Source organism: Streptomyces sp. G45 (assembly GCF_049542095.1).
In the GTDB taxonomy this organism is placed as follows: domain Bacteria; phylum Actinomycetota; class Actinomycetes; order Streptomycetales; family Streptomycetaceae; genus Streptomyces.
Window position 1 is genome coordinate 4,232,695 of sequence record NZ_JBMUZU010000001.1, and the last position, 25,923, is coordinate 4,258,617.

Below are 25,923 nucleotides of genomic sequence, written 5' to 3' on the forward strand. Positions count from 1 at the left end.
TCCGGCATCGGACGCCTCACCCCCGGCGCCAGAGGCAGCCCCGCCGCCCCCGGCCCCGAAGCCCCCGCCATCAGCCCCGAGGCCCCCAGCACCGGCCCCCGCAGGCCCCGCCCGTGCCCTCACCTCCGCCGTGAACGGCCCGAAGTCCGCCGCCGCCGTCACGTCCGAGATCGCGCCCCGCACCTCGCACCGCACGATCCGCGTGCCCTGCGCACGCGCCACCCGCCCGGCCCGCGCGCAGGCCCCCGCGCCGCCGTCCGACCAGTGGTCCGCCGCGGCGAGCGCCGCCAGGTCGGCCGCACCGCCCGCCTGGTGGCGCGCCACCATCGCCTGGCCCATGGCGAGGACGGCACCGGTGATCGCGCAGAGCGCGGCCATGACGACCACGGCCCACACGGTGGCGGCCCCCCGGTCCCCGCCCCCACCGGCACCCCCACCGGCACCACCGCGCCCATCGCCCACCCGGCAGCGAGCCCTCGGCCCGCCCCGCCGCGCGCACGCGCCCCCGCTCACGGCCCCACCCCCACCGTCTCCTCCGCCAGGGCCACGGCCTCCGCGCGCAGCCGCAGGCCGAGCCCCAGCGCCTCCGGCCCGGGCGCCGGTGCGACCACCTCGACCCGCACCAGGTCGCCGTCCCTGCTGACGGCCACCCGCGCCCCGCGCGGCGCCGCCTGCCTGGCCGCCGCCACAGCCGTGCCCGGCGGGTCCTGCCGGGCCATCGCGCGGGCCCCGGCCCGGGCCGCGTCCACGCACTGGATCTGCGCGGACGCGGCCAGCAGGGCCCACACGAGCGCCATCGTGAACAGCACCAGCGTCGGCAGCACCACGGCGGCCTCCGCCGTCACGAACCCCGCATCGCGCCGATCACCGGCCCCGTCCGGGGCGGCCCGCGCAGGGCCGCCCCTTCCGGAGTCCGCCGCGCCACCCGCATGGCGCTCAGAGCGGTCAGAACTGGACATGGAGCGCCCTCTCCACGAGCGCCTGGAGCTCCGACCTGACCGGGCCGCTCGTCACCACCTTGTAGAGCACCCCGGCGAACCCCACCGCTGCCACCAGCCCCATCGCGTACTCCGACGTGGCCATGCCCGCGTCCCTGGCGTTCTTGGCGCTCCGGCGCAGTCGTCGCGCTGCCATCCGCGCCCACTTCCGTCCCCACATGCTGTCCCCCAAAAGTTGTCCGATTTCCATCGCTTGCTTCTTCACCTGCCGAGAGCCCTCCCGCCTGGGGAGAGACCCCCACCCGCCGCGAGACCTCCCAGCCGCCGCGAGACCTCCCGGCCGCCGCGAGGTCTCCCGCCTGCCGTGAGACCCCCACCTGCCGCGAGACCCCCACCTGCCGGGAGACCTCCCGGCAGTCCCGTGCCGTCGCGCCAGCCCCGCCAGCTGCCTGATTCGCTCAGCCGACCGGCGCCTCAGCCGCCGCCGGTCAGTTCGCCCGCGAGTCCGATGACCACCGGCACCACGCCGACCACGATGAACGCGGGCAGGAAGCACAGCCCGACCGGCGCCGTCATCGACACCGCCGCCTTCCGTGCCCGGGCCGTCGCCTGGCGGCTCCGCTCGGCCCGGCAGTCCGCGGCGAGCCGGGCCACCGGTCCTGCGGCGGGCGCCCCCGACTCCCCGGCCCGCTCCAACTGGCGGGCCAGCGCACCGGCGTGCGGCATCTCGGCGAGTTGCCGCCAGGCGGCGGCCGGTTCGCTGCCGAGCCGCATCTGCGCCGCTCCCCACGCCAGCCGCTCCCCCACCGGGCCGCGCAGCGACTCGCCGACGGCCCGCGCCGCCGCGACCGGGCCCGCGCCCGCTGCCACGCAGGCGGCCAGCAGGTCGGCCGCCAGGGGCAGTTGCCGGGCCGCCTCCCCCTCGTCGTACGCGCCCTTGGGCCGCACCTCGCGCCGTATCCGCCCCACGAGGCACCCGGCGCCCACCCCGGCCACGAGCCCCGCGACCCCGCCGATCAGCGCCCACCCGGCGCCGACCGCCCCGGCCACCGCCATCCCGCGGCGCAGCGTGTCCCGGCGCCCGGACGAGCCGCCGCCCCACCATCCGCGCCACCTGGGCCCGGGGCCGCTCTCACCCCGTGGCGGCCCGCCGTCCAGCGTGAGCGACACCCGCGCTCTGGCCGCTCGTTCACACCGGACGGCCAGCGCCGTCATGACCATCCACACCCCGAGCACGGCCACCCACACCGCCACCCCCAGGCTGTGGATAACTTCCGCCTCGCTCATCGCTCCTCCGCCCGCCGCATGATCGACACCGCCCACCACGCGCCCGCCGCCTCAAGCAGCGCCCCCACCAGCAGGCAGCCAAGCCCCGGCCCCGTGTGCAGCAGCACCCGCAGCGGCCGGGCTCCGAGCGCGGTGCCCATCAGCAGGCCCAGGGCGGGCAGCCCGGCGAGCATCAGGGCCGTCGAGCGGGCGCCCGCCAACTGCGCCCTCAGGTCCGACCGCTGGTCCCGCTCGGCCCGCAGGGCGCCCTCCAGCCGCTCAAGTCCCGTCGCGAGGCCCGCGCCCCGGTCGACCGCGACCCGCCAGCAGGCGGCGAGCCCGAGCAGCCCCTCGGCACCCGGCTCCCGCGCTGCCTCGCGCAGCGCGCCGGGCACGTCCCCGCCGAACCGCGCCGCCGCGAGGATCCCGTCCCGCGCCCCGCCGAGCCCGCTGTCGACGGCCGCACCGGCACCCCCAGCCTCCGAAGCTGCCTCCGGGGCCGCCTCCAGGGCGATCCGCAGCGCGTCCCCCGGCTGCCGCCCCGCACGGACCTCACCCGCCAGCGCGCCGCACAGGGCGATCACCGCGTCCGCCCGCCGCTCCCGCTCCCGGCGGGCGTCCCGGGCCCTGCGCAGCCGCCCCGCGAGAGGCACGCCGACCACGCCCGCGACGAGCGGCAGCACGGACTCCCCGAAGAGCGCCACCACCAACCCGCCCACCAGGACCCACAGTTCGGGCCTCGCGCGACCGCGCGCCCACGCGACCGCCCGCCGCGCCACCGGCTCCCGCGCCACGCCCCGGCCCGGGGCGAGCACCGACCGCGCCCGCCGCAGCGCCCGGCCCTGCGCCCGGCCGCCGAGCAGCCACACCGAGCCGCCCACGCACAGCGCCGTACTCCACACCGCCACCACGCTCATCGCCCCGCACCCCGGCTCTCCAGCAGGGCCTCAAGGCGGGGCCAACCGCGCTCCTGAGCGAACCCCTCGGCGCCCCACCGCAGCGCGGGCACCGTCGCCACCAGCCCTGAGGGGGCGCGCTCCAGGACGTGCACCTCGGCGATCCGGCGGCGGCCGGTCCGGTCCCGGACGAGATGGATCACCACCGACAGGGCGGCCGCGAGCTGGCTGTGCAGGGCCGTCCGGTCGAGCCCGGCGGCCGTGCCCAGGGCCTCCAGGCGGGCCGGGACGTCCGCCGCGGCGTTCGCGTGGACCGTGCCGCAGCCGCCCTCATGGCCCGTGTTCAGCGCGGCCAGCAGGTGGACCACCTCGGCGCCCCTGACCTCGCCCACGACGAGCCGGTCGGGCCGCATCCGCAGGGCCTGGCGCACCAGGTCGTCAAGGCCGACCAGACCCGCGCCCTCCTGGTTCGCCGGGCGGGCCTCGAGGCGCACCACGTGCGGATGGTCGGGGCGCAGCTCGGCGGAGTCCTCGGCGAGCACGATCCGCTCTGCGGAGCCCACCAGGCCGAGCAGGGTGCTCAGGAGGGTGGTCTTGCCGCTGCCCGTGCCGCCGCTGATGAGATACGACAGGCGGGCGTCGAGCAGCGCGCGCAGCATCCGCTCCCCGCCGGGCGGCACCGTGCCCGCGGCCACCAGCTCCGCGAGCGTGAAGGCCCGGGGCCGGACGACCCGCAGCGACAGATACGCCGAGCCGACGGCGACCGGCGGCAGGACGGCGTGCAGCCGGGTGCCGTCCGGCAGGCGGGCGTCCGCCCAGGGCCGCGCGTCGTCCAGGCGGCGTCCGGCGACGGCCGCGAGCCGCTGGGCGAGCTTCCGCACCGCCGCCGCGTCCCGGAAGGTCACGTCCGTCAGCTCCAGGCCGCCGCCGCGGTCGACCCACACGCGGTCCGGCGCGGACACCAGCACGTCCGTCACCGTCGGGTCGGCGAGCAGCGGCTCCAGCGGGCCCGCGCCCACCATCTCCGACCGCAGCTGCTCGGCCGCGCCCAGGACCTCCGCGTCGCCCAGGACACGGGCCTGTGCGCGCAGGGCCTCGGCGACGCGGGCCGGGGTCGGGTCGGTGCCGTTCGCGGCGAGCCACTGGCGGACGTCGTCCAGCAACCGCGCGCCCACGACCGCGCTCATACGCGCCCTCCCACGGAGTCGTCGGCCGGAAGCCGCTCCCAGAAGGCGGCGCAGAACCGGGCGAGCGGGCCGCGGGCCGTGCCGCCCGGCGGACGGGCCCGGGTCTGGGCCGCCGTCAGGCCGTGCTCCCAGGGCAGCTCGCCGATCAGCGGGAGGCCGAGGAGGCGGGCGATCTCGTCCGCGTCGAGCCCGTCGGCGCCGCCGGGCGGCCGCGCTCCGGCCCGACCGGCCGCGACGACGACCCGCAGGTCCCGCAGGACCATGCCCGCGGCGGAGGCCACGCGCCGCGCCCCGGCGACGGCCCGCAGCTCCTTCGGCACCACCAGGACGCCCAGGTCCACCTGCGCGAGGGCCTCCGCCGCCGCCTCGTCCACGCGGCGCGGCAGGTCCACGACCACCACGCCGCCGCGCCTGCGGGCCGCGGCGAGGACGGCGCGCATGGCCTGCGGCGCGACCGCGACCGTGTCGCCCCGGTCCCAGCTCAGCACCCGCAGGTCGTGCAGCTCGGGCAGCGACTCCTCCAGGGCGCCGCTGCCGACCCTGCCGCGCGACTGCGCGAAGGCGGGCCAGCGCAGCCCCTCGGCGCGCTCGCCGCCGAGCAGCACGTCCAGGCCGCCGCCCAGCGGGTCGGCGTCGACCAGCAGGGTGCGCCGCCGGTCGCGCGCCGCCGTGACGGCGAGGGCGCAGGCCAGTGTGGAAGCGCCCGCGCCGCCCCGGCCGCCGATGACGCCGACGGTCAGCGCGGGCTTTCCCACGCTCTCGACGACGTCGGCGATGCGGTCCACGAGCCACTGCTCGCCGTCCGGCAGGACGAGGACGTCCTCCGCGCCGATCTCCACCGCGCGCCGCCATACGTCGGGATCGTCCTGATCCCGCCCAACCAGGACGACGCCCCGGCGCCGCGCCGCCCCGCGCACCCGGCCCACCGCGTCGTCCCCGACCAGGACGAGCGGCGGCGCCTCCCAGCCGCCCCGGCGCTCGGGCACTCCGTGGTGCACCTCGGGCCGCGCGCCCGCCGCGGCGCACAGCCGCAGCAGGTCATCCAGCAGGTCGACGTCCTCCGTGACGATCAGCGGTCCGCCGGTCGGTTCGTCGGGCGGCGGCGCCGACTCGTACGCAATGACTCCGTTCACGATCTCCAGCCCCCTCGCGCTGCAAGTCCGCCGAATGCGCGTCCGTGCGCATCCGGATCCGCGCCCGGGCAGTCCGGCCAGTGGAATCCGGCCATGAACTGCGCGAGCGGAATCAGCGTGCGGCGATCCCGGGAAATCGTGTGGATCTTGGTCAATAACTGTGGAGAAGACGTTGGCTGTGAATAACTCCGTCACCCATACCGGTGACGACCCGAACGACTTCCACAGAGCAGCCCCACGGCTACGCTCAGTGACGAATCTTGAACATGCCACTCCGCCGCCCGCGCGGCCCACGACGGGGCCCGGCGATCGGACGGGGGCTGGAAAGCGGAAGGAAAAACCCACCCGGACATGCGACGACCCCCGCCGGGGGAGAGCGGGGGTCGTCCCCTCGGTCCGACTCGGGGGGAGGAGCCAGACCGGGTTAGCACGGTCGCGAACGATCCGTGACTTCCATGGTGTACCCGAGAGCCTTCTCAGGCAAACCCACGCGCCTCAGCTTACGCCGAATGGTGGGCGCCTATGCTCAACCTCGTGGAAAACCACTCCTTGCCCCGCACGGCTGCCTTCTTTGACCTGGACAAGACGGTCATTGCGAAGTCGAGCACGCTCACCTTCAGCAAGTCGTTCTACCAAGGCGGCCTGATCAACCGCCGGGCGGTACTGCGGACCGCATATGCCCAGTTCGTGTTCCTCGCCGGTGGCGCGGATCACGATCAGATGGAGCGCATGCGCGCGTACCTGTCCGCGCTGTGCCGGGGGTGGAACGTGCAGCAGGTCAAGGAGATCGTCGCCGAGACCCTGCACGACCTGATCGACCCGATCATCTACGACGAGGCCGCCTCCCTCATCGAGGAGCACCACACCGCGGGCCGCGACGTCGTCATCGTCTCCACCTCGGGCGCCGAGGTGGTCGAGCCGATCGGCGAACTCCTGGGCGCGGACCGGGTGGTGGCGACGCGCATGGTGGTCGGCGACGACGGCTGCTTCACCGGAGAGGTGGAGTACTACGCGTACGGGCCGACCAAGGCGGAGGCCATCAAGGAGCTCGCCGCTTCGGAGGGGTACGACCTGGAGCGCTGCTACGCCTACAGCGACTCGGTCACGGACCTGCCGATGCTCGAAGCGGTCGGCCACCCTCACGCCGTGAACCCCGACCGGGCGCTGCGCCGGGAAGCGGTCGCGCGCGAGTGGCCGATTCTGGACTTCCACCGCCCCGTACGGCTCAAGCAGCGGCTGTCCGCGCCCCCGCGCCCCGCGCTCGTCGCGGCGGCCGCGGTGGGGGCGGCGGCCGCCACCGCGGGCCTGGTCTGGTTCGCCAGCCGCCGCCGGACGGCCGCGAGCTGACCTGGGGCGACGCCCCGAGCCGACCGGGAGCGACGGCGGCGCGCCAGCCGAGTGTCGACCCGCCCCCGGGGGCGACCGAAGCGGAGCGTCCGATTCACCCTTGTTTGAACCTAAAAGTAAAGAAGTGCGGCCAGGGCTTCCGCTCTCCGGAGGACAGGAGTACAAAGGAGTCAACGGCCCGCGAGACCAAGGACATCCGAGAGGATTACCTTCAACCGCAGTGATTGGCCCCACGGACCGAAGCATGGACACCGAGCACCCACGCGACGTCGACCCGTCGATTACGGGCCAGCCGCACCAGGTGACGGGCAAAGTTCCCGACCTGATGGGCACATGATTCGAGGACGCTTGGTAACTCGGTGAACGTGCCAGCGGCGGTACGCATGCTCGTACCGCCGCAACCCTGTTCAGGGCGGTTCCCCACCAGGGCGGTTCCCCACCGCAGAGCCAGCCCTCGCCCCTACGGAGACACGGCCGCCTCTCCGAAGACGTCGGCCACGGGCACGCCTACGCGGCCCCCCGCTGAAGCGCCTCGCACACCGCCGTCGACTCCCGGGCCCCCAGCTCGACCGCCCTGCCGCAGTGGGCGATCCACGCCGCCATGCCCTCCGGAGTGCCGGAGGCATAGCCTTCGAGGCCCGCCACGTAGTCCGCGCGGCCCAGCTCGGCGTGGCCCGCCTCAGCCGGGCAGATCGCCTTCGGGTCGAGGCCGCTGCCCACCAGGACGATCCGCTCGGCGGCCCGCGCCACCAGGCCGTTGTACGACCCGAACGGACGCAGCACCGCCAGCTCCCCGTGCACCACGGCCGCCGTCACCAGCGCGGGAGCGGAACTGCCCGCCACGATCAGCCGCGAAAGCCCCTCCAGGCGCCCCGCCACCTCGTCCGCGTCCGGCAGCGGAAGCTCGACCAGCGGCTCGTCGACCCCCTCGCCCGCGAGGCGCGGACGGCCCGCAGCCTCATCGGAGTCGGCCGCCGCCACCAGGTGCAGCCGCGCGAGGACCCGCAGCGGCGACTGCCGCCAGATGCTCAGCAGCTGACCCGCCTCCGCGCTCAGGCGCAGCGCCGCGCCCACCACGCGCGCCTCGGCGTCACCCCCGAAGTCGCTGCGCCTGCGCACCTCTTCGAGCGCCCACTCCGCCCCGGACAGTGCGGCCGACCCGCGCGCGCCGCGCAGCGCGGCCTCCGCGGTGACCTCCGTGCTGCGCCGCCGCATGATCCGGTGCCCGTAGACGCGGTCGACGGCCTTGCGCACGGAGGCCACGGCGTCGACGGCGCCGGGCAGCGCGCCCAAGGGCGCCAGCGGATCTGTCGTACTCATGAGTAAGACCCTACGCACTCCGGGCCCACACCCCACGAAGGAGTGGTCTTCTTCACTCAAGCCCGCATCCGGCGGTGATCTCACCACTACGCTAGATGAACATGAAGATCGCTTTCGTGGGGAAGGGCGGCAGCGGCAAGACGACGCTGTCCTCGCTCTTCATCCGACACCTCGCCGCCGCCGGAGCGCCCGTCATCGCGGTGGACGCCGACATCAACCAGCACCTGGGCGCCGCTCTCGGCCTCGACGAGGAGCAGGCGGCCGAACTGCCCGGCATGGGGGCGCGGCTGCCGCTGATCAAGGACTATCTGCGCGGCACCAACCCGCGGATCGCCTCCGCCGAGACGATGATCAAGACGACGCCGCCCGGCGAGGGCTCCCGGCTGCTGCGGGTCCGCGAGGACAATCCGGTGTACGAAGCCTGTGCGCGGGCCGTGGAACTCGACGGCGCCGTCGTGCGTTTGATGGTCACCGGGCCGTTCACCGAAGCCGACCTCGGTGTCGCCTGCTACCACTCCAAGACCGGAGCGGTGGAGCTGTGCCTGAACCACCTCGTCGACGGCCCCGACGAGTACGCGGTCGTCGACATGACCGCCGGTTCGGACTCCTTCGCCTCCGGGATGTTCACCCGGTTCGACATGACGTTCCTCGTCGCCGAGCCCACCAGGAAGGGAGTCTCCGTCTATCGCCAGTACAAGGACTACGCACGCGACTTCGGCGTCGCCCTCAAGGTCGTCGGCAACAAGGTGCAGGGCCAGGACGACATCGACTTCCTGCGCGAGCAGGTCGGCGACGACCTCCTGGTGACCGTCGGGCACTCGGACTGGGTGCGCTCCATGGAGAAGGGCCGTCCGCCCCGGTTCGACCTCCTGGAGGAGCCCAACCGCCAAGCCCTGCAAGCACTCAAGGACGCCGCCGACGCCACGTACGAACACCGCGACTGGGAGCGGTACACGCGCCAGATGGTCCACTTCCACCTGAAGAACGCCCAGAGCTGGGGCAACGAGAAGACCGGTGCCGACCTGGCGTCCCAGGTCGACCCCGACTTCGTCCTGCGCGAGGAGGCGGTCGCCACGGCCTGACCGGCCACGGCGACACCACCACCGGCCCGCCGCGCCCGCCCCGGAGCCACCCCGGCCCGGCGGGTCTCCCACCCGGCGTCACCCCGGCCCGGGGCTCCTCGGACACAGGGGCGCCCCGGCCCGGCGGGGCTCCACCCGGCGGCGCGCCCCCGCCCCGCGCTACTTCTTGGCCGGTTCCGCCCCCGGAACCCCCTTGGGCGCCGGTGCCGGGCGGGCCGCGAGGAACGCGGGCCAGCCCTCCTTCGGGGCCTCGCCGACGCCGAGCCGGGTCAGCTTGGCGAGGACCTGCGGATCCTGGGCGTCCAGCCAGTCGGCCAGCTGCCGGAAGGACACGCAGCGCACCTCGCGCCGCGCGCAGACCCGCTCGATGGTCTCCTCGACGGCGCGCATGTACGTGCCGCCGTTCCAGGACTCGAAGTGGTTGCCGATGATCAGCGGCGCGCGGTTGCCGTGATAGGCGCGGTCGAAGCCCTTCAGCAGGCCGTCGCGCATCTGGTCGCCCCAGTACTCGTGCTTGGCCGGGTCGCCGTGCGACGTCGAACCCGACTGGTTCACCATGAAGTTGTAGTCCATGGTGAGCGTCTCGAAGCCGCGGCCGGGGACCGGGACGAGCTGCATCGACAGGTCCCACAGGCCCTGCTTCTTCTTGGGCCAGACCTGGTTGTTGACGCCGCTGGTGTCATAGCGGAAGCCCAGCTCGCGCGCCGCGCGCAGGAAGTTGTCGCGGCCCTCCAGGCAGGGCGTGCGGGCGCCGATCAGCTCCTTGTCGTAGTCGAACGGCAGCGGTGGCGCGCCCTTGAGGCCCGTGTTCGTCTTCCACGCCTTCACAAAGGACTTGGCCTGCTGGATCTCGCTCTTCCAATCGGCTACGGACCACTCGCCGACGCCCCGGCCCTTGCCGCAGAAGTGGCCGTTGAAGTGCGTGCCGACCTCGTTGCCCTCCAGCCAGGCGCCGCGGAGCTGCTCCACGGTGTCCTTGATCCCCTGGCGGTCGTTGAAGCCGATGTCCGAGCTGCCGGACATATGCTGCGGCGGCTTGTAGAGCGCCCGCTTCTCCTCGGGGAGCATGTACACGCCGCTGAGGAAGTACGTCATCGTGGCGTTGTTCCGCTTGGCGACCTTGCGGAAGTGCGAGAACAGCTTCTGGCCGTCCTCGCCCGCGCCGTCCCAGGAGAAGACCACGAACTGCGGCGGCCGCTGACCCGGCCGCAGCCGCTCCGGCCGCGGCAGCAGCGGCTGCTTGCCGGTGACCGCGGTGGAGCCGTCGCCGATCAGCCGGATCGCGGACTTCGGCGCGGCGGCGCCCGCGGGACGCTTCGCGCCGGGTGCCCCCTCCTTCGCGCCGTTCCCCCGGCCCCCACCGGCCCCACCGGCCCCGCCGTTCGCGTCGGAGCCGTCCGAGCAGCCCGCCAGGGCCACACCGCAGACCAGCAGGGCGGCCAGGCCCGCGACGGACCGCCGGGCAGCGCCCCCGCGACGAACGGCGCCCCGCCAGTGACCGGCGCCCCGCCGACCCGCGGCGGTTCTCTGAGTGGCGGCCATCGCCCGCCCACCTACTTCCGTGCACGTCTGGACAGATCGCCAGAAACCTCGCATGGCGGAACAGAAGCGGCGTAACGACAAGCCGATGAACATCTTTATTCATACGTTGGAGTGATTGCTTGCCCCATTTGCACCGAAAATCCTGCCACGACCTTTACTCTGCATTACGATCCGTTTACCGAGAGTTGAGTCATCCCGCGAGTTGAGTCATCCCGCCGCTGCAACGCCGTGACCCACGGCCGCGACCCGCCCTCCGCGCCCCCGCGCCGGAGGACCCCTTGTTCCGCGACCGCGCCGCCCCGGAGGAGACGGGAATCATGCCTGCCTGCGTCCCAGCCGCCCCTGACGACTCGGCCCCCACCCCACGCGGCAAAGGGCCACACGCCCCGCCGCCCCGGAGGCCCTCGCTCCGGTCGCCGCGGATCTCCGGCGCCGACCTCTCGGCCTCCATCGCCGTCTTCCTGATCGCGCTGCCGCTGTCCCTGGGCATCGCGCTCGCCACCGGCGCGCCGCTCCAGGCGGGCCTCGTGGCCGCCGCCGTCGGCGGCATCGTCGCCGGACGCCTCGGCGGCTCCCCGCTCCAGGTCAGCGGCCCCGCCGCCGGACTCACGGTCGTCACCGCCGACCTCATCCAGCGGTACGGCTGGCGGACCACCTGCGCCATCACCGTCCTCGCCGGGCTCGCCCAGCTCGGCCTCGGCTGTCTGCGCGTGGCCCGCACGGCCCTCGCCGTCAGCCCCGCCGTGGTCCACGGCATGCTCGCGGGCATCGGCATCACCATCGCCGTGGCCCAGCTCCACATCGTGCTCGGCGGCACCCCCCAGAGCTCCGTCCTCGCCAACCTCGGCGCGCTGCCCGCCCAGTTGGCCGACCTGCACCCGGCCGCCGTCTCGATAAGCCTGCTCACGCTGGCCGTCCTGTTCGTCTGGCCCCGGATCCCGGGGCGGGCCGGGCGCGCGCTGCGACGCCTGCCCGCGCCGCTCGTCGCGGTCTCCGCGGCCACGGGGCTCACCGCCGCCGCCGCGCTGCGCATGGACAAGGTCGACCTGCCGTCCTGGCGCAGCCACGCGCTCGCCGGGCTGCCCGAGGGACCCGCACTCGGCCTCGTCGCGGCCGTGCTGACCACCACGCTGGTGTGCGGGGTGCAGTCGCTGCTCGGGGCCGTCGCCGTCGACAAGCTCGCCGCCGCCCGCCCGGGCGGCCCGCCACTGGCGCCCCGCTCCGACCTCGACCGCGAACTGCGCGGCCAGGGCGCCGCGAACATCGTGTCCGGGGCGCTCGGCGGGCTGCCGGTCGCCGGGGTCGCGGTGCGCAGCGCGGCCAATGTGAACGCGGGCGCGGTCAGCAGGAACTCCACGATGCTGCACGGCGTTTGGGTAGTAGTAGCCGCCCTGCTCCTCGTGCCCGTCCTGGAACTGATCCCGCTCCCCGCGCTCGCCGCCCTCGTCATGGCCGTCGGCATCCAGATGGTCAGCCTCAACCACATCCGCACGGTCACGCGTCACCGCGAGATCCTGGTCTACGTCGTCACCACCCTCGGCGTGGTCCTGTTCGGCGTCCTCGAAGGCGTGGCCCTCGGCGTCGCCGTCGCCGTGGCCGTCGCCCTGCACCGCCTGGCCCGCACCCGCATCACCCACACCGAAGACGAAGGAGGCACCCACCACATCCACGTCCGGGGGCAGTTGACCTTCCTCGCCGTGCCCCGGCTCAGCCGCACCCTGCACCAGGTGCCGCACGCCGCCGAGGCCGTCGTGGAGCTGGACGGCTCCTTCATGGACCACGCGGCGTACGAGACCCTCCAGAGCTGGCAGGACGCCCACCTCGCGCGCGGCGGCACGGTCGAGCTGACCGGCCGCGGCGGCCGCCCCATCACCGAGCCCGCGGGCGCGGCCCACTGCCACTGCAAGCCCTGGACACCCTGGCGCAACCACCACTGCGTACGCCCCCACGACCCCGCCACCGCCAGCGCGCCCCACGACGAGGACGGCGCACGCCAGGGCGCCGCGCACCAACTGGCCCGCGGCATCAGCGCGTTCCAGCAGAACACGGCGCCCCATGTGCGCGACGAGCTGGCCCGGCTGGCCCGGGAGGGGCAGCGCCCCGCGCAGCTCTTCCTCACCTGCGCCGACTCCCGCGTGGTCACCTCGATGATCACGTCCAGCGGCCCCGGCGACCTCTTCGTCGTACGCAACGTGGGCAACCTGGTGCCGCTGCCCGGCGCCGAGAGCGGCGACGACTCGGTGGGGGCCGCGATCGAGTACGCGGTGGACGTACTGAAGGTCAAGTCCATCACCGTCTGCGGGCATTCGGGGTGCGGTGCCATGCAGGCACTGCTCAACTCGCCGCCGACCGGAGCGCAGACGCCGCTGAAGCGCTGGCTGCGGCACGGGCTGCCGAGCCTGGAGCGGATGGCCGGGTACGGGGCACGGGCGCGGCCGGACGGCGCGGGGTCGCCGCCGGGCGCGGCGCCGGAGCGGATGGCGCCGCGACTCGCGGGGCGCGAGCCCGCCGACGCCGTGGAGCAGCTGTGCCTGACCAACGTGGTGCAGCAGCTGGAGCACCTGCGGGCCCACGAGGCGGTCGCGCGGCGGCTCGCCGAGGGCACGCTCGAACTGCACGGGATGTACTTCCACGTGGGCGAGGCACAGGCGTATCTGCTCACCGAGGGCGACCGCCCCGGACGTCCGGCCCCGGACGGGGCGAGCGGCACGACGCCGGGCCAGGACCGCGCCCCACAGAGCGACCCCGAGCGCGCCGAGCACCCCGAGTACCCCGAGGGCAGCGGGCACCCCGACCCTCCCGGGCACCCCGACCACACCGGCCACACCGGACACCCCCAGCACCCCGACCACCCCGCCAGCACGAAAAGCTCCGCAAGTCCAGGCGGCACACCCCTACGGAAGGGACCCGATGACGTATTCAGCCAGGTCACACCCGCCCACCAGGTAGAGGTCTAAACCAATTATCGGCAAGCCCTTGTCACCGGGGCCGGGTGTCTGATGAGCTGTGGCTTGGGACACAACGGACACCCTGGGAAAGGGAGATGTCGTGAGCAACGAAAGCCTGGCCAACCTGCTCAAGGAGGACCGCAGGTTCGCGCCGCCGGCCGACCTGGCGGCGCACGCCAACGTCACCGCGGAGGCGTATGAACAGGCCAAGGCTGACAGGCTCGGCTTCTGGGCCGCGCAGGCCCGTCGGCTGACCTGGGCCACCGAACCGACCGAGACGCTCGACTGGTCGAACCCGCCGTTCGCCAAGTGGTTCAAGGACGGCACGCTCAACGTCGCGTACAACTGCGTGGACCGGCACGTCGAGGCGGGCAACGGCGACCGTGTGGCCATCCACTTCGAGGGTGAGCCCGGCGACAGCCGGGCCATCACCTACGCCGAGCTCAAGGACGAGGTCAGCCGCGCGGCCAACGCCCTGACGGAGCTGGGGATCACCAAGGGCGACCGGGTCGCCGTCTACCTGCCGATGATCCCCGAGGCGGTCGTGTCCATGCTGGCCTGCGCCCGCATCGGCGCCACGCACTCGGTGGTGTTCGGCGGCTTCTCCGCCGACGCGATCGCCGCGCGCATCAAGGACGCCGACGCCAAGCTGGTCATCACCGCCGACGGCGGCTACCGCCGGGGCAAGCCGTCCGCCCTGAAGCCCGCCGTCGACGACGCGCTCGCCCGCGAGGACGTCCAGGGCGTGGAGAAGGTCCTCGTCGTCCGCCGCACCGAGCAGGACGTGGCCTGGACCGAGGGCCGCGACCTGTGGTGGCACGACGTGGTGGGCCGCCAGTCGGCCGAGCACGCGCCGGAGGCGTTCGAGGCCGAGGAGCCGCTGTTCATCCTGTACACATCGGGTACGACGGGGAAGCCCAAGGGCATCCTGCACACCTCCGGCGGCTATCTCACCCAGACGGCGTACACGCACCACGCCGTGTTCGACCTCAAGCCCGAGACCGACGTGTACTGGTGCACGGCCGACATCGGCTGGGTCACCGGCCACTCGTACATCACGTACGGCCCGCTGGCGAACGGCGCCACCCAGGTGATCTACGAGGGCACCCCGGACACCCCGCACCAGGGCCGCTTCTGGGAGATCGTGCAGAAGTACGGGGTGACGATCCTGTACACGGCGCCGACGGCGATCCGCACGTTCATGAAGTGGGGCGACGACATCCCCGCCAAGTTCGACCTGAGCAGCCTGCGCGTGCTCGGCTCGGTCGGCGAGCCGATCAACCCCGAGGCGTGGGTCTGGTACCGCAAGCACATCGGCGCGGACAAGTGCCCCATCGTGGACACCTGGTGGCAGACCGAGACCGGCGCGATGATGATCTCGCCGCTGCCGGGCGTCACGGAGACCAAGCCGGGCTCCGCCCAGCGCCCGCTGCCGGGCATCTCCGCGACCGTGGTGGACAGCCAGGCCGAGGAGGTCCCCAACGGGGGCGGCGGCTATCTCGTCCTCAGCGAGCCGTGGCCGTCGATGCTGCGCACCATCTGGGGCGACGACCAGCGGTTCATCGACACCTACTGGTCGCGCTTCGAGGGCAAGTACTTCGCCGGGGACGGCGCCAAGAAGGACGAGGACGGCGACATCTGGCTGCTCGGCCGGGTCGACGACGTGATGCTGGTCTCCGGGCACAACATCTCCACCACCGAGGTCGAGTCGGCGCTCGTCTCGCACCCGGCCGTGGCCGAGGCGGCCGTGGTCGGCGCCAAGGACGAGACCACCGGCCAGGCCATCGTGGCCTTCGTGATCCTGCGGGGCACGGCGGCGGAGACCGACGACCTCGTCGGCGAGCTGCGCAACCACGTGGGCGCCACGCTCGGGCCGATCGCCAAGCCGAAGCGGATCCTGCCGGTCGCGGAGCTGCCCAAGACCCGCTCCGGGAAGATCATGCGGCGCCTGCTGCGGGACGTCGCGGAGAACCGCGCGCTCGGCGACGTCACCACGCTCACGGACTCCTCCGTGATGGACCTCATCCAGTCCAAGCTCCCGGCCGCGCCCAGCGAGGACTGACCCGGGCCCGGCCCCGGGCGGAAGGAACCCGGGCGGCCACCCCACCCCGCAGGACCGACGAAGGCACCCGGCGCTCGACGCGCCGGGTGCCTTTGTCCTGCCTAGAGTGAAGCCGAGACGGATTCCCCCGGCCGCACCCCCACCATCCGCCCGCCGGACCCAGCACGCCCGCCGGACCCCCACAGCCCGCCTGTCGCACCCCCACCATCCGCCCGCCGCACCCCTGTCGCGCACCCGTCGGGCGCACACCCAAGCGATTAGGTAAGCTAAGGATCAACGTCAACAACGCGATAAGAAGTCACCGAGGTGCGCCGGGAAGTCTGGTCGGCATGTGCTCAGCCCTGCCTACCCGACCGGAGGTCACCCCGTGGTCGCGCCCACCGACAGCAAGCGCAAGGTGCTCGGACGCCTCTCCCTGCCCGAGCGCACGTTCGTGGCGGACGCCCTGCGCACCGAGACAGTCGGCGGCGTCCTGCTCCTCGTCGCCGCCATCGCCGCGCTGATCTGGGCGAACACCCCGCTCAAGGACAGCTACGAGACCGTACGGGACTTCCACATAGGCCCCGGCGCGCTCGGCCTGGACCTGTCGCTCCAGCACTGGGCGGCCGACGGACTGCTCGCCGTCTTCTTCTTCGTCGCCGGGATCGAGCTCAAGCGCGAGCTGGTCGCGGGCGACCTGCGCGACCCCAAAGCCGCCGCCCTGCCCGTCATCGCCGCGATCTGCGGCATGGCCGTACCCGCGCTGGTCTACACGCTGGTGAACACCGCGGGCGGCGGCTCCCTGGACGGCTGGGCCGTGCCGACCGCCACCGACATCGCCTTCGCGCTCGCGGTCCTCGCGGTCATCGGCACCTCGCTGCCCTCGGCGCTGCGCGCCTTCCTGCTGACGCTCGCCGTGGTCGACGACCTCTTCGCGATCATGATCATCGCGATCTTCTTCACCAGCGACCTGAACTTCGCGGCGCTCGGCGGCGCCGTCATCGGCCTCGCCGTCTTCTGGCTGCTGCTGCGCAAGGGCGTACGCGGCTGGTACGTCTATGTGCCGCTCGGCCTGGTCATCTGGGGCCTGATGTACAACAGCGGCGTCCACGCCACCATCGCCGGTGTCGCCATGGGCCTGATGCTGCGCTGCCACCGGCAGGAGGGCGAGCGGCACGCCCCCGGCGAGCACATCGAGCACCTGGTGCGCCCGCTGTCGGCAGGCCTCGCGGTGCCGCTGTTCGCGCTGTTCAGCGCCGGAGTGGCGGTCTCCGGGGGCGCGCTCGGCGATGTCTTCACGCAGCCGGAGACCCTCGGCGTGGTGCTCGGCCTGGTGGTCGGCAAGGCGGTCGGCATCTTCGGCGGGACCTGGCTCGCCGCGCGCTTCACCAAGGCCGAGCTGAACGAGGACCTGGCCTGGCCGGACGTCTTCGCCGTCGCCTCGCTCGCCGGGATCGGCTTCACGGTGTCGCTGCTCATCGGCGAGCTGGCCTTCAGCGAGGACCCGGCGCTCACCGACGAGGTCAAGGCGGCCGTCCTGGTCGGCTCCCTCACGGCGGCCGTGGTGTCCGGAATCCTGCTGAAGATGCGGAACGCGAAGTACCGGGCGATGTGGGAGGACGAGGAGCGCGACGAGGACCTCGACGGCATTCCGGACATCTACGAACAGGACAATCCGGAGTACCACCTGCGGATGGCCGCGATCTACGAGAAGAAGGCCGCCGAGCACCGCAGGCGTGCGCAACTGGCATCCGGGACGAGCGACGGGGGCCACGGTCCGGCATGATCTGACCAGAACTTCCGCGCGGATCCGTTTCGCGCAGACAGGCCGCGCGCCCCGCGCCGTGTGGACCGCCGTCCAGTGGACAGGCTCGGCACGGACGGACTCCCGTACGGCCTGACCCTGCGCACCGGCTCCCCGCGGAGCGGCGGTCAGCCAACCGGCGGTCCACGAACCGGCAGTCACAGAATTGAGGAGTACGCGATGAGCAGCGCACCCGACGCTCCCGTCGGCACCGAACGCAGCCTCGGCCAGCTCGTCTCCGCGGCGAGCAAGGAGATGTCGGAGCTGGTGCACGACGAGATCGCGCTGGTCAAGGCCCAGGTCACCCAGGACATCAAGCGCGGCGCGATCGGCAGCGCCGCGTTCATCGCGGCCATCTCCGTGCTCATCTTCTCGCTGCCGATGCTGAACTTCGCGCTCGCCTACGGCATCCGCACCTGGAGCGGCTGGAACATGGCGATCTGCTTCGTCCTGTCCTTCGCCGCGAACGTCCTGGTGGCCGGGGTGCTCGCCTGGATCGGCGTGATCTACGCGAAGAAGGCCGCGAAGGGCAAGGGCCCGCAGAAGGCGGCCGCCGCGGCCAAGGAGACCGCCGCGGTCCTGTCCAACGTCAAGCCGCACCCCCGTGCCGTGAGCCCCTCGGGTGCCCCTGAGCTGGAAGCCGGTCAGGGCGCCAAGGCTGTGGCACGCTCGTCTTCATGACGGACCCCGCCACTTCCCCCCAGCACGGGTCGACGACCGAAGCGGCCGTACGGATCGAGGGCCCCTGGACGCACCGGGACGTCGCCGCGAACGGCGCCCGCTTCCACATCGCCGAGCTCGGCGAGGGCCCCCTCGTGCTGTTCCTGCACGGCTTCCCGCAGTTCTGGTGGACCTGGCGGCACCAGCTGACCGCGCTCGCCGACGCGGGCTTCCGCGCGGTGGCCATGGACCTGCGCGGCGTCGGCGGCAGCGACCGCACCCCGCGCGGCTACGACCCGGCCAACCTCGCCCTCGACATCACCGGCGTCGTCCGCAGCCTCGGCGAGCCCGACGCCGCGCTCGTCGGCCACGACCTGGGCGGCTACCTCGCCTGGACGGCCGCCGTGATGCGGCCCAAGCTGGTCCGCCGCCTCGTGGTGTCCTCCATGCCGCACCCGCGGCGCTGGCGGTCGGCGATGCTGCGGGACACCAAGCAGACCGCGGCCGGGTCGTACGTGTGGGGTTTCCAGCGGCCCTGGCTGCCGGAGCGTCAGCTCGTCGCGGACGACGGGGCGCTGGTCGGCCGGTTGATCCGGGACTGGTCGGGCCCGCGCCTGCCGGACGACGAGGCGGTGGAGACCTACCGCCGCGCGATGTGCATCCCCTCCACGGCGCACTGCTCCATCGAGCCGTACCGCTGGCTGGTGCGGTCCATGGCGCGCCCCGACGGCATCCAGTTCTACCGGCGCATGAAGCGGCCGGTGCGGGTGCCGACGCTGCACCTGCACGGCTCCCTCGACCCGGTGATGCGCACGCGCAGCGCCGCCGGTTCCGGCGAGTATGTCGAGGCGCCCTACCGCTGGCGGCTCTTCGACGGGCTCGGCCACTTCCCCCACGAGGAGGACCCGGTGGCGTTCTCCCACGAGCTGGTGGGCTGGCTCCGCGACCCCGAGCCGGACCGCTGACACGCCTACCGCTGACACGCCCTCACGACAGGGCAGGGGGCGCGCGTCCGTGTCCGTCGCACGGCGCCGGGCCGCCTGTCCGCCGTACGGCGATGAGGCGCCGTCAGGCGTACGGCGACGGGGTCCCGTCAGGCGTACGACGACGGGGCGTCGCCCGTACGGCGACGGGGCGTCACCCCGCTGCCGGAACGCCAGTGCTACGAACGCCACTTGCCCGGCGCATAGGCCGATTGGGGCTCTTGTGCGAGGTTACCGACCTTGAGGCCCGGGCAGACGTCCGAGTATGGGCTGGACGCACGACTACAGTGACGTAGCACGCAAGCGCCGGGCAGCCACCGAGGTGGGCGGCGTCCCGCGCGGCCAGGGCCGTCCGGGGCCCTCGGCATCCGCGCAGGCCATCGGCATTCCCCGCATCCTGCGGCGCCGGGCCCGCTGGGTCTCGGCGCGGTTGCGGCACACCCGCGACTAGGCGTTCCGCCCCTTCGGGGCGCTTCGGGACCGCCCGGCTCACAGCGCGCACCCCTGGCTGTCGACCTCCTGGTTCGCCGTGCGGCCGCGTTCGATGTCCTCGCGCACCTCGTCCGCGGTCAGCGCGTACCCCGTGTCCGGGTCGTCGAGGGACTTGGCGAACACGACGCCGTAGACCTTGCCGTCCGGGGTGAGCAGCGGGCCGCCGGAGTTGCCCTGACGGACCGTCGCGTACAGCGAGTACACGTCGCGGCGGACCGTGCCGCGGTGGTAGATGTCGGGGCCCTTGGCCGTGATGCGGCCGCGCACACGCGCGGGCCGGACGTCGTAGGGGCCGTCCTCGGGGAAGCCCGCCACGATGGCGCTCTGGCCGCTCACGGCGTCCCCCGAGGCGAACTCCAGGGCGGGCGCGGGCAGCGCGGGCACGTCCAGGACGGCGATGTCGCGCTCCCAGTCGTAGAGCACGACCTTGGCGTCGTACTTCTCGGCCTCGCCGCCTATCTGCACCCGCGGCTCGTCGACACCGCCGACCACGTGGGCGTTGGTCATGACGCGGCGGGGCGCGAAGACGAAGCCGGTGCCTTCGAGGGCCTTGCCGCAGCTGTGCGCGTCGCCGCTGACCTTCACGATGGAGCGCTTGGCGGTGACGGCGACCTCGCTGCGGGCGAGCTTCGGGTCCGGCGGGTCGACCTCCTTGATCGGCTCGTTCGAGAACGGGCTGAAGACCTGGGGGAAGCCGTTGCGCGCGAGGACCGAGGAGAAGTCCGTGAACCAGGTGTCGGCCTGGCCGGGCAGGGCGCGGTCGACGCCGAGCAGCACCTTGGAGTTGCGGACCTCCTTGCCGAGCGTCGGCAGCGTCGTGCCCGCGAGCAGGGAGCCGATCAGCCACGCCACGAGGAGCATGGCGACCACGTTGACCAGGGCGCCGCCGGTGGCGTCGAGGGCTCTGGCGGGCTGCCAGGTGATGTACCTGCGGAGCTTGTTGCCCAGGTGGGTGGTGAGGGCCTGGCCCACGGAGGCGCAGACGATCACCACCACGACGGCGACGACGGCCGCGGTCGTGCTGACCTTGGCGCGCTCGTCGTTCATCGCGTCCCAGACGACGGGCAGCAGGTACACGGCGACGAGGCCGCCGCCGAGGAAGCCGATCACCGAGAGGATGCCGACGACGAAGCCCTGGCGGTACCCGACGATCGCGAACCACACCGCGGCGAGCAGCAGCAGGATGTCCAGCACGTTCACCGATTCAGTCCTCGCCTCGCATCATTGCCCGCCTTGCTCACCGCGCGGTCGGCCACGCGCGCCGCGGCGCCCGCGGCCCGGTCACCGCCACCTTGCCATGCTCGTCACGCGCCCCAGTCGAGTGGGACCTGGCGGTCCCGGTCCCAGGGCCGCTCCCAGCCCGCGAAGTGCAGGATCCGGTCGATGAGCCCGGCCGTGAAGCCCCACACCAGGGCGGACTCGACGAGGAACGCCGGGCCCCGGTGGCCCCGGGGGTGCACGGCCATCGCGCGGTTCGCCGGGTCCGTGAGGTCGGCCACGGGGACCGTGAACACGCGGGCCGTCTCGGCGGGGTCCACCACGCGCACGGGGCTGGGGGCGCGCCACCAGCCGAGCACGGGCGTGACGACGAAGCCGCTCACGGGGATGAACAGGCTGGGCAGCACGCCGAAGAGCTGGACGCCCCGGGGGTCGAGGCCGGTCTCCTCCTCGGCCTCCCTGAGCGCGGCCCGCAGCGGGCCGTCCGCCGCCGGGTCGCCGTCCTCCGGGTCGAGGGCGCCGCCCGGGAACGACGGCTGCCCCGCGTGCGACCGCAGGGAGCTGGCCCGCTCCATCAGCAGCAGCTCGGGCCCGCGCTCGCCCTCCCCGAAGAGCACGAGCACGGCGGACTGCCGCCCCGCCCCGTCCTCGGGCGGCAGGAACCGGCTGAGCTGGTCGGGGCGCACGTCGGCGGCGGCCCGCGCCACCGGCGTGAGCCAGGCGGGCAGCCCGTCGGTGGTGACCTCCAGGGGGCTGGCGGTGACCTCCAGGGGGCCGTCGGTGACCTCATGGGGGCCGTCGGGGTGGGGGGTCACCGGCGCGGGCGGGGGCTCGGGGGACGGCGCGGGGACCGCCCGGCGCGGGTCGTCGGTCATCTGCGCCTCGTGCGTCTCGCCTGTGTGCATGTCACTCGCGTGCGTCATCGGCACCCCCGTCCGTCCTTGCACAACGCCGAGGGCCCCGCGGATGGTTCCAGGATCACCCGGCGGCGCCCAGCGGCGGCGCGGCCTTGCCGGGGTAGTCCGGCGGCGGCTTGAGGCGCTGCCCGGGCAGGCCCCCCATCTCGTACTTCAGGAGCTTCTTCGCCTTCTCGGGGTCCGTCTCGCCCTCCCCGTACGACGGGCAGAGCGCGGCGATCGGGCAGGCGCCGCACGCGGGCTTGCGGGAGTGGCAGACGCGGCGGCCGTGGAAGATCACCCGGTGCGAGAGCATGGTCCACTCGCTCTTCGGGAACAGCGCGCCCACGGCGGCCTCGACCTTGTCCGGGTCCGTCTCGTCCGTCCACTTCCAGCGGCGCACGAGGCGGCCGAAGTGGGTGTCCACGGTGATGCCCGGCTGGCCGTAGGCGTTGCCGAGCACCACGAAGGCCGTCTTGCGGCCCACGCCGGGCAGTTTCACCAGGTCCTCCAGGCGGCCCGGCACCTCGCCCCCGAAGTCGTCCCGCAGGGCCGCCGACAGGCCGATGATCGACCGCGTCTTGGCGCGGAAGAACCCGGTGGGGCGGATCAGCTCCTCCACCACCTCGGGGTTGGCCGCGGCGAGGTCCTCCGGGGTCGGGTACGCCGCGAAGAGGGCGGGCGTGGTCTGGTTGACCCGCAGGTCCGTCGTCTGGGCCGACAGGACGGTGGCGACGAGCAGCTGGAAGGGGTTCTCGAAGTCCAGCTCCGGGTGGGCGTAGTAGTACACCTCCGCCAGCTCGCGGTTGATGCGGCGGGCACGGCGCACGAGGGCGGTGGAGGGCTTGGGCGGCGGGGCCGGGGCCTTCTTGGCGGGGGCGGCCGTCTTGGCCGGGGCCTTCTTGGTGGCGGCCGACTTCTTCGTAGCGGCTGCCTTCTTCGGGGCCGCTGTCTTCTTCGTAGCGGCCGTCTTCTTCGTAGCCGCTGTCGTGTTCGGGGCCGCCGTCGTCGCCTTCTTGGGCGTCGTCGCCTTCTTGGGCGTCGTCGTCCTTCTCGGGGCCGTCTTCTTCGCCGCCGGTGTCCCGGGAGCGGCGGCCGCGTCGTCGGCACGCGTCTCGTCCGTCGGCCTCGCGGCCCGCCCAGCGCCTCGTTTCGCCATGCCGTCAGCGTACGGGCCGCCACTGACACGGACGGCCCGGATCCGCACTTGTCACCGGCCTGCGGGCCCGCGCCCCGAAGGCCCCGGCGCGCACCCCGCACCACCCCGGCACTCACCCGATGTGAGCCCTCGCGCACGCCCCGTCACACTCCCCCCGTACACCCGTCGCACGCTCCCCGCGCACCCGTCGCACGACCCCCGTACGACCCCCACACACCCCCAAGCCGCCCGATTTGCCCGATTCTCAGGGGTGGCGGAAACGTGTTCGCCCACAGCAGAATCGTGCCGGACAACCGTGCTCGCCGCCGCCGTGGCCTGTGCTCTCACGGGCCGTGCGGCGGCTGTCCGGCCCGCGGCCGGACAGCCGCGTACCCCGCCGGTCCCCCAGATCGGCCCCCAATTGGCCCCCTTCCGCATTGCCTCCGTCACAAGTGCGGCAGACTTGAGTGACTGATCACACTGTTTGAACCGTCCGGCAAACTGGGGGAACCGTCCCCTGATGCAGGTCGACAAGGAGAGAACTCGTGGACGACGTTCTGCGGCGCGCCCCGCTCTTCGCGGCGCTCGATGACGAGCAGGCCGCGGAGCTCCGCGCCTCCATGAGTGAGGTGACGCTCGCGCGCGGAGACGCTCTTTTCCATGAGGGCGACCCCGGAGACCGCCTCTACGTGGTCACCGAGGGCAAGGTGAAGCTCCACCGCACGTCCCCCGACGGCCGCGAGAACATGCTCGCGGTGCTCGGCCCCGGCGAGCTGATCGGCGAGCTGTCGCTGTTCGACCCGGGCCCGCGCACGGCCACCGCCACCGCGCTCACCGAGGTCAAGCTGCTCGGCCTCGGCCACGGCGACCTCCAGCCCTGGCTGAACGCCCGCCCCGAGGTGGCCGCCGCCCTGCTGCGCGCCGTCGCCCGGCGCCTGCGCAAGACCAACGACCAGATGTCCGACCTCGTCTTCTCGGACGTCCCCGGCCGCGTGGCCCGCGCCCTGCTCGACCTGTCGCGCCGCTTCGGCGTGCAGTCCGAAGAGGGCATCCACGTGGTGCACGACCTCACCCAGGAGGAGCTGGCCCAGCTCGTCGGTGCCTCCCGGGAGACCGTCAACAAGGCCCTCGCCGACTTCGCGGGCCGCGGCTGGCTGCGCCTGGAGGCCCGCGCGGTGATCCTCCTGGACGTGGAGCGCCTCGCGAAGCGGTCCCGCTGACCGCGCGGAGTACGACCACTCGTACGACACCGGGGCACGCCACCCGGCGCCCGCGCGCCGAATCGGCGTGCCCCGTCCGTCTCCACCCCGCACAGTGGCCCCATGACGACCGCAAGCCGAGGGCTCGACAGCCAGGGGTACATCGCGCGCGAAGGCGCGCTCGGACGGATCCAGGACGCGTTCCGGCCCGCCGTCGCCGCCGCGCGCGACCAGGTCGCGGACGTCTTCGGGAAGCGGCTCGACAGCGCGTACCTGTACGGGTCCGTGGCGCGCGGCGCCGCCCGCGTCGGCCGCTCCGACCTCGACCTGCTGCTCGTCCTGCGCGCGGCGCCCACCCCGGCCGACCGCGCCGACGCGCACGCCGTGGCGGCGGCCGTCGACCGCGACTTCGCCGAGATCGACGGGGTCGGCATCCTGCTGCACAGCCGGGACCGGGTGCTCAGCGACCTGGAGACGCACGACCTCGGCTGGTTCGTCGCCTGCCTCTGCACGCCCCTGCTCGGCGAGGACCTGGCCGAATTCCTCCCCCGCTACCGCCCCGACAGCCGCCTCGCCCGCGAGACCAACGGCGACATCGCCCTGTTCCAGCGGCGCTGGCGGGAGCGGGCCGCCGCCGCGGCCGGTGACGAGGCCGCGCTGCGCGCCCTGTGCCGCCAGGTCGCGCGGCACCTGGTGCGCACCGCGTTCACGCTCGTCATGTCCCGCTGGCGCGGCTGGACCAGCGATCTGGCCGAGATGGCGGACGCGTTCGGCCAGTTCTACCCCGAGTGGGCCGGGCGGGCGCGGGCCGCCGTCGAGGTGGCGTACGAGCCCGTCGGCGACGCGGAGACGCTGCGCGAACTCCTGGACGGGCTCGGCGAGTGGCTCGTACGGGAGTACGCGGCCGTCCACGGCGTCAAGGCGCCCCGGCCCGAGGACGGCGCGGGGCGCCCCGGCGGCGCCTAGATCAGGCCGTGCTCCTTCAGGTAGTCCAGCTGGGCCCGTACCGACAGCTCCGCCGCGGGCCACAGGGAGCGGTCGACGTCCGCGTACACGTGCGCGACGACCTCGGACGCCGTCGTGTACCCGTTCTCGACGGCCGTCTCGACCTGGGCGAGGCGGTTGGCGCGGTGGGCCAGGTAGAACTCGACGGCGCCCTGGGCGTCCTCCAGGACCGGGCCGTGGCCCGGCAGGACCGTGTGCACGCCGTCGTCGACGGTCAGCGAGCGCAGCCGCCGCAGCGAGTCCAGGTAGTCGCCCAGACGGCCGTCCGGGTGCGCGACGACCGTCGTACCGCGCCCCAGGATCGTGTCGCCCGTCAGCACGGCCCGGTCGGCCGGGAGGTGGAAGCAGAGCGAGTCGGCGGTGTGGCCGGGCGTCGGCACGACCCGCATCTCCAGACCGCCGGTCGTGATCACGTCACCGGCGGCCAGGCCCTCGTCGCCGAGGCGCAGCGCCGGGTCGAGGGCGCGGACCTTGCTGCCGGTCAGCTCGGCGAAGCGGGTGGCGCCCTCGGCGTGGTCGGGGTGGCCGTGGGTGAGCAAGGTGAGGGCGACGCGGGCGCCCGACCGCTCGACGGTGTCGACGACGTTCGCCAGGTGCGCCTCGTCCAGGGGGCCCGGGTCGACGACGACGGCCAGGCCGGAACCCGGTTCCGAGACAATCCAGGTGTTGGTGCCGTCGAGGGTCATCGCGGACGGGTTGGGCGCCAGGACGTTGACCGCGCGGGGGGTGGCGGGTCCGCTGAGGACACCGCCCCGGGGCTGGCCGGGGAGGGCGGCTGCGTTCGTCATCGCGGGGTGACTCCCGTGGGGGTCCGGTGGGCGGGCGGAG

General features: G+C 73.7%; 22 protein-coding genes and 1 pseudogene. 10 read left to right on the plus strand and 13 right to left on the minus strand.

Annotated features, from left to right (window positions below; all coding sequences use genetic code 11):
- Nucleotides 1–93: 93 nt before the first annotated feature.
- From ACOBQU_RS17375 to ssd, 7 genes and pseudogenes are all read right to left on the minus strand, one after another.
- Nucleotides 94–462, minus strand: a pseudogene (locus ACOBQU_RS17375) (Rv3654c family TadE-like protein); the annotation flags it as partial.
- 47 nt (nucleotides 463–509) lie between these two features.
- Nucleotides 510–845, minus strand: a complete 336-nt coding sequence (locus tag ACOBQU_RS17380) for a TadE family type IV pilus minor pilin (RefSeq protein WP_423628010.1) — start codon at nucleotides 843–845, stop codon at nucleotides 510–512.
- Between the two features lie 100 nt (nucleotides 846–945).
- Nucleotides 946–1,134 carry a DUF4244 domain-containing protein gene (locus ACOBQU_RS17385; protein ID WP_423628012.1) on the minus strand — a complete coding sequence of 63 codons (189 nt, stop codon included), beginning with the start codon at nucleotides 1,132–1,134 and terminating at the stop codon, nucleotides 946–948.
- A gap of 278 nt (nucleotides 1,135–1,412) precedes the next feature.
- The gene (locus ACOBQU_RS17390; RefSeq protein WP_423628014.1) at nucleotides 1,413–2,225 is read right to left on the minus strand and encodes a type II secretion system F family protein; all 813 of its coding nucleotides are present in this window, start codon (nucleotides 2,223–2,225) and stop codon (nucleotides 1,413–1,415) included.
- A complete protein-coding gene (locus ACOBQU_RS17395; RefSeq protein WP_423628016.1) occupies nucleotides 2,222–3,121 on the minus strand; it encodes a type II secretion system F family protein in 900 nt (299 codons plus the stop codon). The genes ACOBQU_RS17390 and ACOBQU_RS17395 overlap by 4 nt, the downstream gene beginning before the upstream one ends.
- On the minus strand, nucleotides 3,118–4,287 hold the full coding sequence (locus tag ACOBQU_RS17400; RefSeq protein WP_423628018.1) for a TadA family conjugal transfer-associated ATPase: 1,170 nt from the start codon (nucleotides 4,285–4,287) through the stop codon (nucleotides 3,118–3,120). Before ACOBQU_RS17400 ends, ACOBQU_RS17395 begins: the two co-directional genes overlap by 4 nt.
- Nucleotides 4,284–5,420: a septum site-determining protein Ssd gene (gene ssd / locus ACOBQU_RS17405; protein WP_423628020.1), complete on the minus strand. Its 1,137-nt coding sequence runs from the start codon at nucleotides 5,418–5,420 to the stop codon at nucleotides 4,284–4,286. Before ssd ends, ACOBQU_RS17400 begins: the two co-directional genes overlap by 4 nt.
- A 522-nt stretch (nucleotides 5,421–5,942) precedes the next feature.
- Between ssd and ACOBQU_RS17410 the strand changes: the two genes are divergently transcribed.
- On the plus strand, nucleotides 5,943–6,767 hold the full coding sequence (locus ACOBQU_RS17410) for an HAD family hydrolase (RefSeq protein ID WP_423628022.1): 825 nt from the start codon (nucleotides 5,943–5,945) through the stop codon (nucleotides 6,765–6,767).
- 507 nt (nucleotides 6,768–7,274) lie between these two features.
- Here ACOBQU_RS17410 and ACOBQU_RS17415 read toward each other — a convergent pair.
- The gene (locus ACOBQU_RS17415; RefSeq protein ID WP_423628024.1) at nucleotides 7,275–8,087 is read right to left on the minus strand and encodes an oxidoreductase; all 813 of its coding nucleotides are present in this window, start codon (nucleotides 8,085–8,087) and stop codon (nucleotides 7,275–7,277) included.
- Between the two features lie 101 nt (nucleotides 8,088–8,188).
- On the opposite strand from ACOBQU_RS17415, the gene ACOBQU_RS17420 reads away from it, so the two are divergent.
- Nucleotides 8,189–9,169 (plus strand): ATP-binding protein, encoded by a 981-nt coding sequence (locus tag ACOBQU_RS17420; RefSeq protein WP_423628026.1) that lies wholly within the window; start codon nucleotides 8,189–8,191, stop codon nucleotides 9,167–9,169.
- A gap of 159 nt (nucleotides 9,170–9,328) precedes the next feature.
- Here the strand turns inward: ACOBQU_RS17420 and ACOBQU_RS17425 are convergent, their stop codons facing one another.
- The gene (locus ACOBQU_RS17425; RefSeq protein WP_423628027.1) at nucleotides 9,329–10,711 is read right to left on the minus strand and encodes a hypothetical protein; all 1,383 of its coding nucleotides are present in this window, start codon (nucleotides 10,709–10,711) and stop codon (nucleotides 9,329–9,331) included.
- A 317-nt stretch (nucleotides 10,712–11,028) separates the two neighbouring features.
- Here ACOBQU_RS17425 and ACOBQU_RS17430 point away from each other — a divergent pair, with 317 nt between their 5' ends.
- The 6 genes from ACOBQU_RS17430 to ACOBQU_RS17455 all read left to right on the plus strand — a co-directional run bounded on the left by ACOBQU_RS17430 (nucleotide 11,029) and on the right by ACOBQU_RS17455 (nucleotide 19,598).
- Nucleotides 11,029–13,668, plus strand: coding sequence for a SulP family inorganic anion transporter (locus ACOBQU_RS17430; protein ID WP_423628029.1), 2,640 nt, complete (start codon nucleotides 11,029–11,031; stop codon nucleotides 13,666–13,668).
- 49 nt (nucleotides 13,669–13,717) lie between these two features.
- Nucleotides 13,718–15,721, plus strand: coding sequence for an acetate--CoA ligase (gene acs / locus ACOBQU_RS17435; RefSeq protein ID WP_423628031.1), 2,004 nt, complete (start codon nucleotides 13,718–13,720; stop codon nucleotides 15,719–15,721).
- 367 nt (nucleotides 15,722–16,088) lie between these two features.
- Entirely contained in the window at nucleotides 16,089–17,486 is a 1,398-nt protein-coding gene (nhaA, locus tag ACOBQU_RS17440; RefSeq protein WP_423628033.1) for a Na+/H+ antiporter NhaA, read from the plus strand.
- Between the two features lie 198 nt (nucleotides 17,487–17,684).
- Complete coding sequence (locus ACOBQU_RS17445; RefSeq protein ID WP_423628035.1) at nucleotides 17,685–18,185, plus strand: phage holin family protein; 501 nt, start codon at nucleotides 17,685–17,687, stop codon at nucleotides 18,183–18,185.
- Nucleotides 18,182–19,129 (plus strand): alpha/beta fold hydrolase, encoded by a 948-nt coding sequence (locus ACOBQU_RS17450; RefSeq protein WP_423628037.1) that lies wholly within the window; start codon nucleotides 18,182–18,184, stop codon nucleotides 19,127–19,129. The genes ACOBQU_RS17445 and ACOBQU_RS17450 overlap by 4 nt, the downstream gene beginning before the upstream one ends.
- Before the next feature lie 283 nt (nucleotides 19,130–19,412).
- The gene (locus ACOBQU_RS17455; protein WP_423628039.1) at nucleotides 19,413–19,598 is read left to right on the plus strand and encodes a hypothetical protein; all 186 of its coding nucleotides are present in this window, start codon (nucleotides 19,413–19,415) and stop codon (nucleotides 19,596–19,598) included.
- Between the two features lie 38 nt (nucleotides 19,599–19,636).
- Here ACOBQU_RS17455 and ACOBQU_RS17460 read toward each other — a convergent pair whose 3' ends face one another.
- The 3 genes from ACOBQU_RS17460 to nth form a co-directional block, all read right to left on the minus strand.
- A complete protein-coding gene (locus ACOBQU_RS17460) occupies nucleotides 19,637–20,839 on the minus strand; it encodes a MarP family serine protease (RefSeq protein ID WP_423628041.1) in 1,203 nt (400 codons plus the stop codon).
- A 104-nt stretch (nucleotides 20,840–20,943) separates the two neighbouring features.
- On the minus strand, nucleotides 20,944–21,762 hold the full coding sequence (locus ACOBQU_RS17465; protein WP_423628043.1) for an NUDIX hydrolase: 819 nt from the start codon (nucleotides 21,760–21,762) through the stop codon (nucleotides 20,944–20,946).
- A 73-nt stretch (nucleotides 21,763–21,835) separates the two neighbouring features.
- The gene (nth, locus tag ACOBQU_RS17470) at nucleotides 21,836–22,912 is read right to left on the minus strand and encodes an endonuclease III (RefSeq protein WP_423628045.1); all 1,077 of its coding nucleotides are present in this window, start codon (nucleotides 22,910–22,912) and stop codon (nucleotides 21,836–21,838) included.
- Between the two features lie 524 nt (nucleotides 22,913–23,436).
- Here nth and ACOBQU_RS17475 point away from each other — a divergent pair.
- Both ACOBQU_RS17475 and ACOBQU_RS17480 read left to right on the plus strand, forming a co-directional pair.
- Nucleotides 23,437–24,111 (plus strand): Crp/Fnr family transcriptional regulator, encoded by a 675-nt coding sequence (locus tag ACOBQU_RS17475; RefSeq protein WP_006382668.1) that lies wholly within the window; start codon nucleotides 23,437–23,439, stop codon nucleotides 24,109–24,111.
- A 102-nt stretch (nucleotides 24,112–24,213) separates the two neighbouring features.
- Nucleotides 24,214–25,056, plus strand: coding sequence for a nucleotidyltransferase domain-containing protein (locus tag ACOBQU_RS17480; protein ID WP_423628047.1), 843 nt, complete (start codon nucleotides 24,214–24,216; stop codon nucleotides 25,054–25,056).
- Here the strand turns inward: ACOBQU_RS17480 and ACOBQU_RS17485 are convergent.
- Nucleotides 25,053–25,883 carry an MBL fold metallo-hydrolase gene (locus tag ACOBQU_RS17485; RefSeq protein ID WP_423628049.1) on the minus strand — a complete coding sequence of 277 codons (831 nt, stop codon included), beginning with the start codon at nucleotides 25,881–25,883 and terminating at the stop codon, nucleotides 25,053–25,055. The two genes, ACOBQU_RS17480 and ACOBQU_RS17485, sit on opposite strands and share 4 nt — an antisense overlap.
- Between the last annotated feature and the right edge of the window lie 40 nt (nucleotides 25,884–25,923).

What these genes read in the sequence shown, in the direction of transcription:
- ACOBQU_RS17385 (WP_423628012.1), bottom strand. Translation starts at nt 1,134, where the DNA reads ATGGCAGCGCGACGACTGCGCCGGAGCGCCAAGAACGCCAGGGACGCG.
- ACOBQU_RS17390 (WP_423628014.1), bottom strand. Translation starts at nt 2,225, where the DNA reads ATGAGCGAGGCGGAAGTTATCCACAGCCTGGGGGTGGCGGTGTGGGTG.
- ACOBQU_RS17395 (WP_423628016.1), bottom strand. Translation starts at nt 3,121, where the DNA reads ATGAGCGTGGTGGCGGTGTGGAGTACGGCGCTGTGCGTGGGCGGCTCG.
- ACOBQU_RS17400 (WP_423628018.1), bottom strand. Translation starts at nt 4,287, where the DNA reads ATGAGCGCGGTCGTGGGCGCGCGGTTGCTGGACGACGTCCGCCAGTGG.
- ACOBQU_RS17410 (WP_423628022.1), top strand. Translation starts at nt 5,943, where the DNA reads ATGCTCAACCTCGTGGAAAACCACTCCTTGCCCCGCACGGCTGCCTTC.
- ACOBQU_RS17415 (WP_423628024.1), bottom strand. Translation starts at nt 8,087, where the DNA reads ATGAGTACGACAGATCCGCTGGCGCCCTTGGGCGCGCTGCCCGGCGCC.
- ACOBQU_RS17420 (WP_423628026.1), top strand. Translation starts at nt 8,189, where the DNA reads ATGAAGATCGCTTTCGTGGGGAAGGGCGGCAGCGGCAAGACGACGCTG.
- ACOBQU_RS17425 (WP_423628027.1), bottom strand. Translation starts at nt 10,711, where the DNA reads ATGGCCGCCACTCAGAGAACCGCCGCGGGTCGGCGGGGCGCCGGTCAC.
- ACOBQU_RS17430 (WP_423628029.1), top strand. Translation starts at nt 11,029, where the DNA reads ATGCCTGCCTGCGTCCCAGCCGCCCCTGACGACTCGGCCCCCACCCCA.
- ACOBQU_RS17445 (WP_423628035.1), top strand. Translation starts at nt 17,685, where the DNA reads ATGAGCAGCGCACCCGACGCTCCCGTCGGCACCGAACGCAGCCTCGGC.
- ACOBQU_RS17450 (WP_423628037.1), top strand. Translation starts at nt 18,182, where the DNA reads ATGACGGACCCCGCCACTTCCCCCCAGCACGGGTCGACGACCGAAGCG.
- ACOBQU_RS17455 (WP_423628039.1), top strand. Translation starts at nt 19,413, where the DNA reads ATGGGCTGGACGCACGACTACAGTGACGTAGCACGCAAGCGCCGGGCA.
- ACOBQU_RS17465 (WP_423628043.1), bottom strand. Translation starts at nt 21,762, where the DNA reads ATGCACACAGGCGAGACGCACGAGGCGCAGATGACCGACGACCCGCGC.
- nth (WP_423628045.1), bottom strand. Translation starts at nt 22,912, where the DNA reads ATGGCGAAACGAGGCGCTGGGCGGGCCGCGAGGCCGACGGACGAGACG.
- ACOBQU_RS17480 (WP_423628047.1), top strand. Translation starts at nt 24,214, where the DNA reads ATGACGACCGCAAGCCGAGGGCTCGACAGCCAGGGGTACATCGCGCGC.
- ACOBQU_RS17485 (WP_423628049.1), bottom strand. Translation starts at nt 25,883, where the DNA reads ATGACGAACGCAGCCGCCCTCCCCGGCCAGCCCCGGGGCGGTGTCCTC.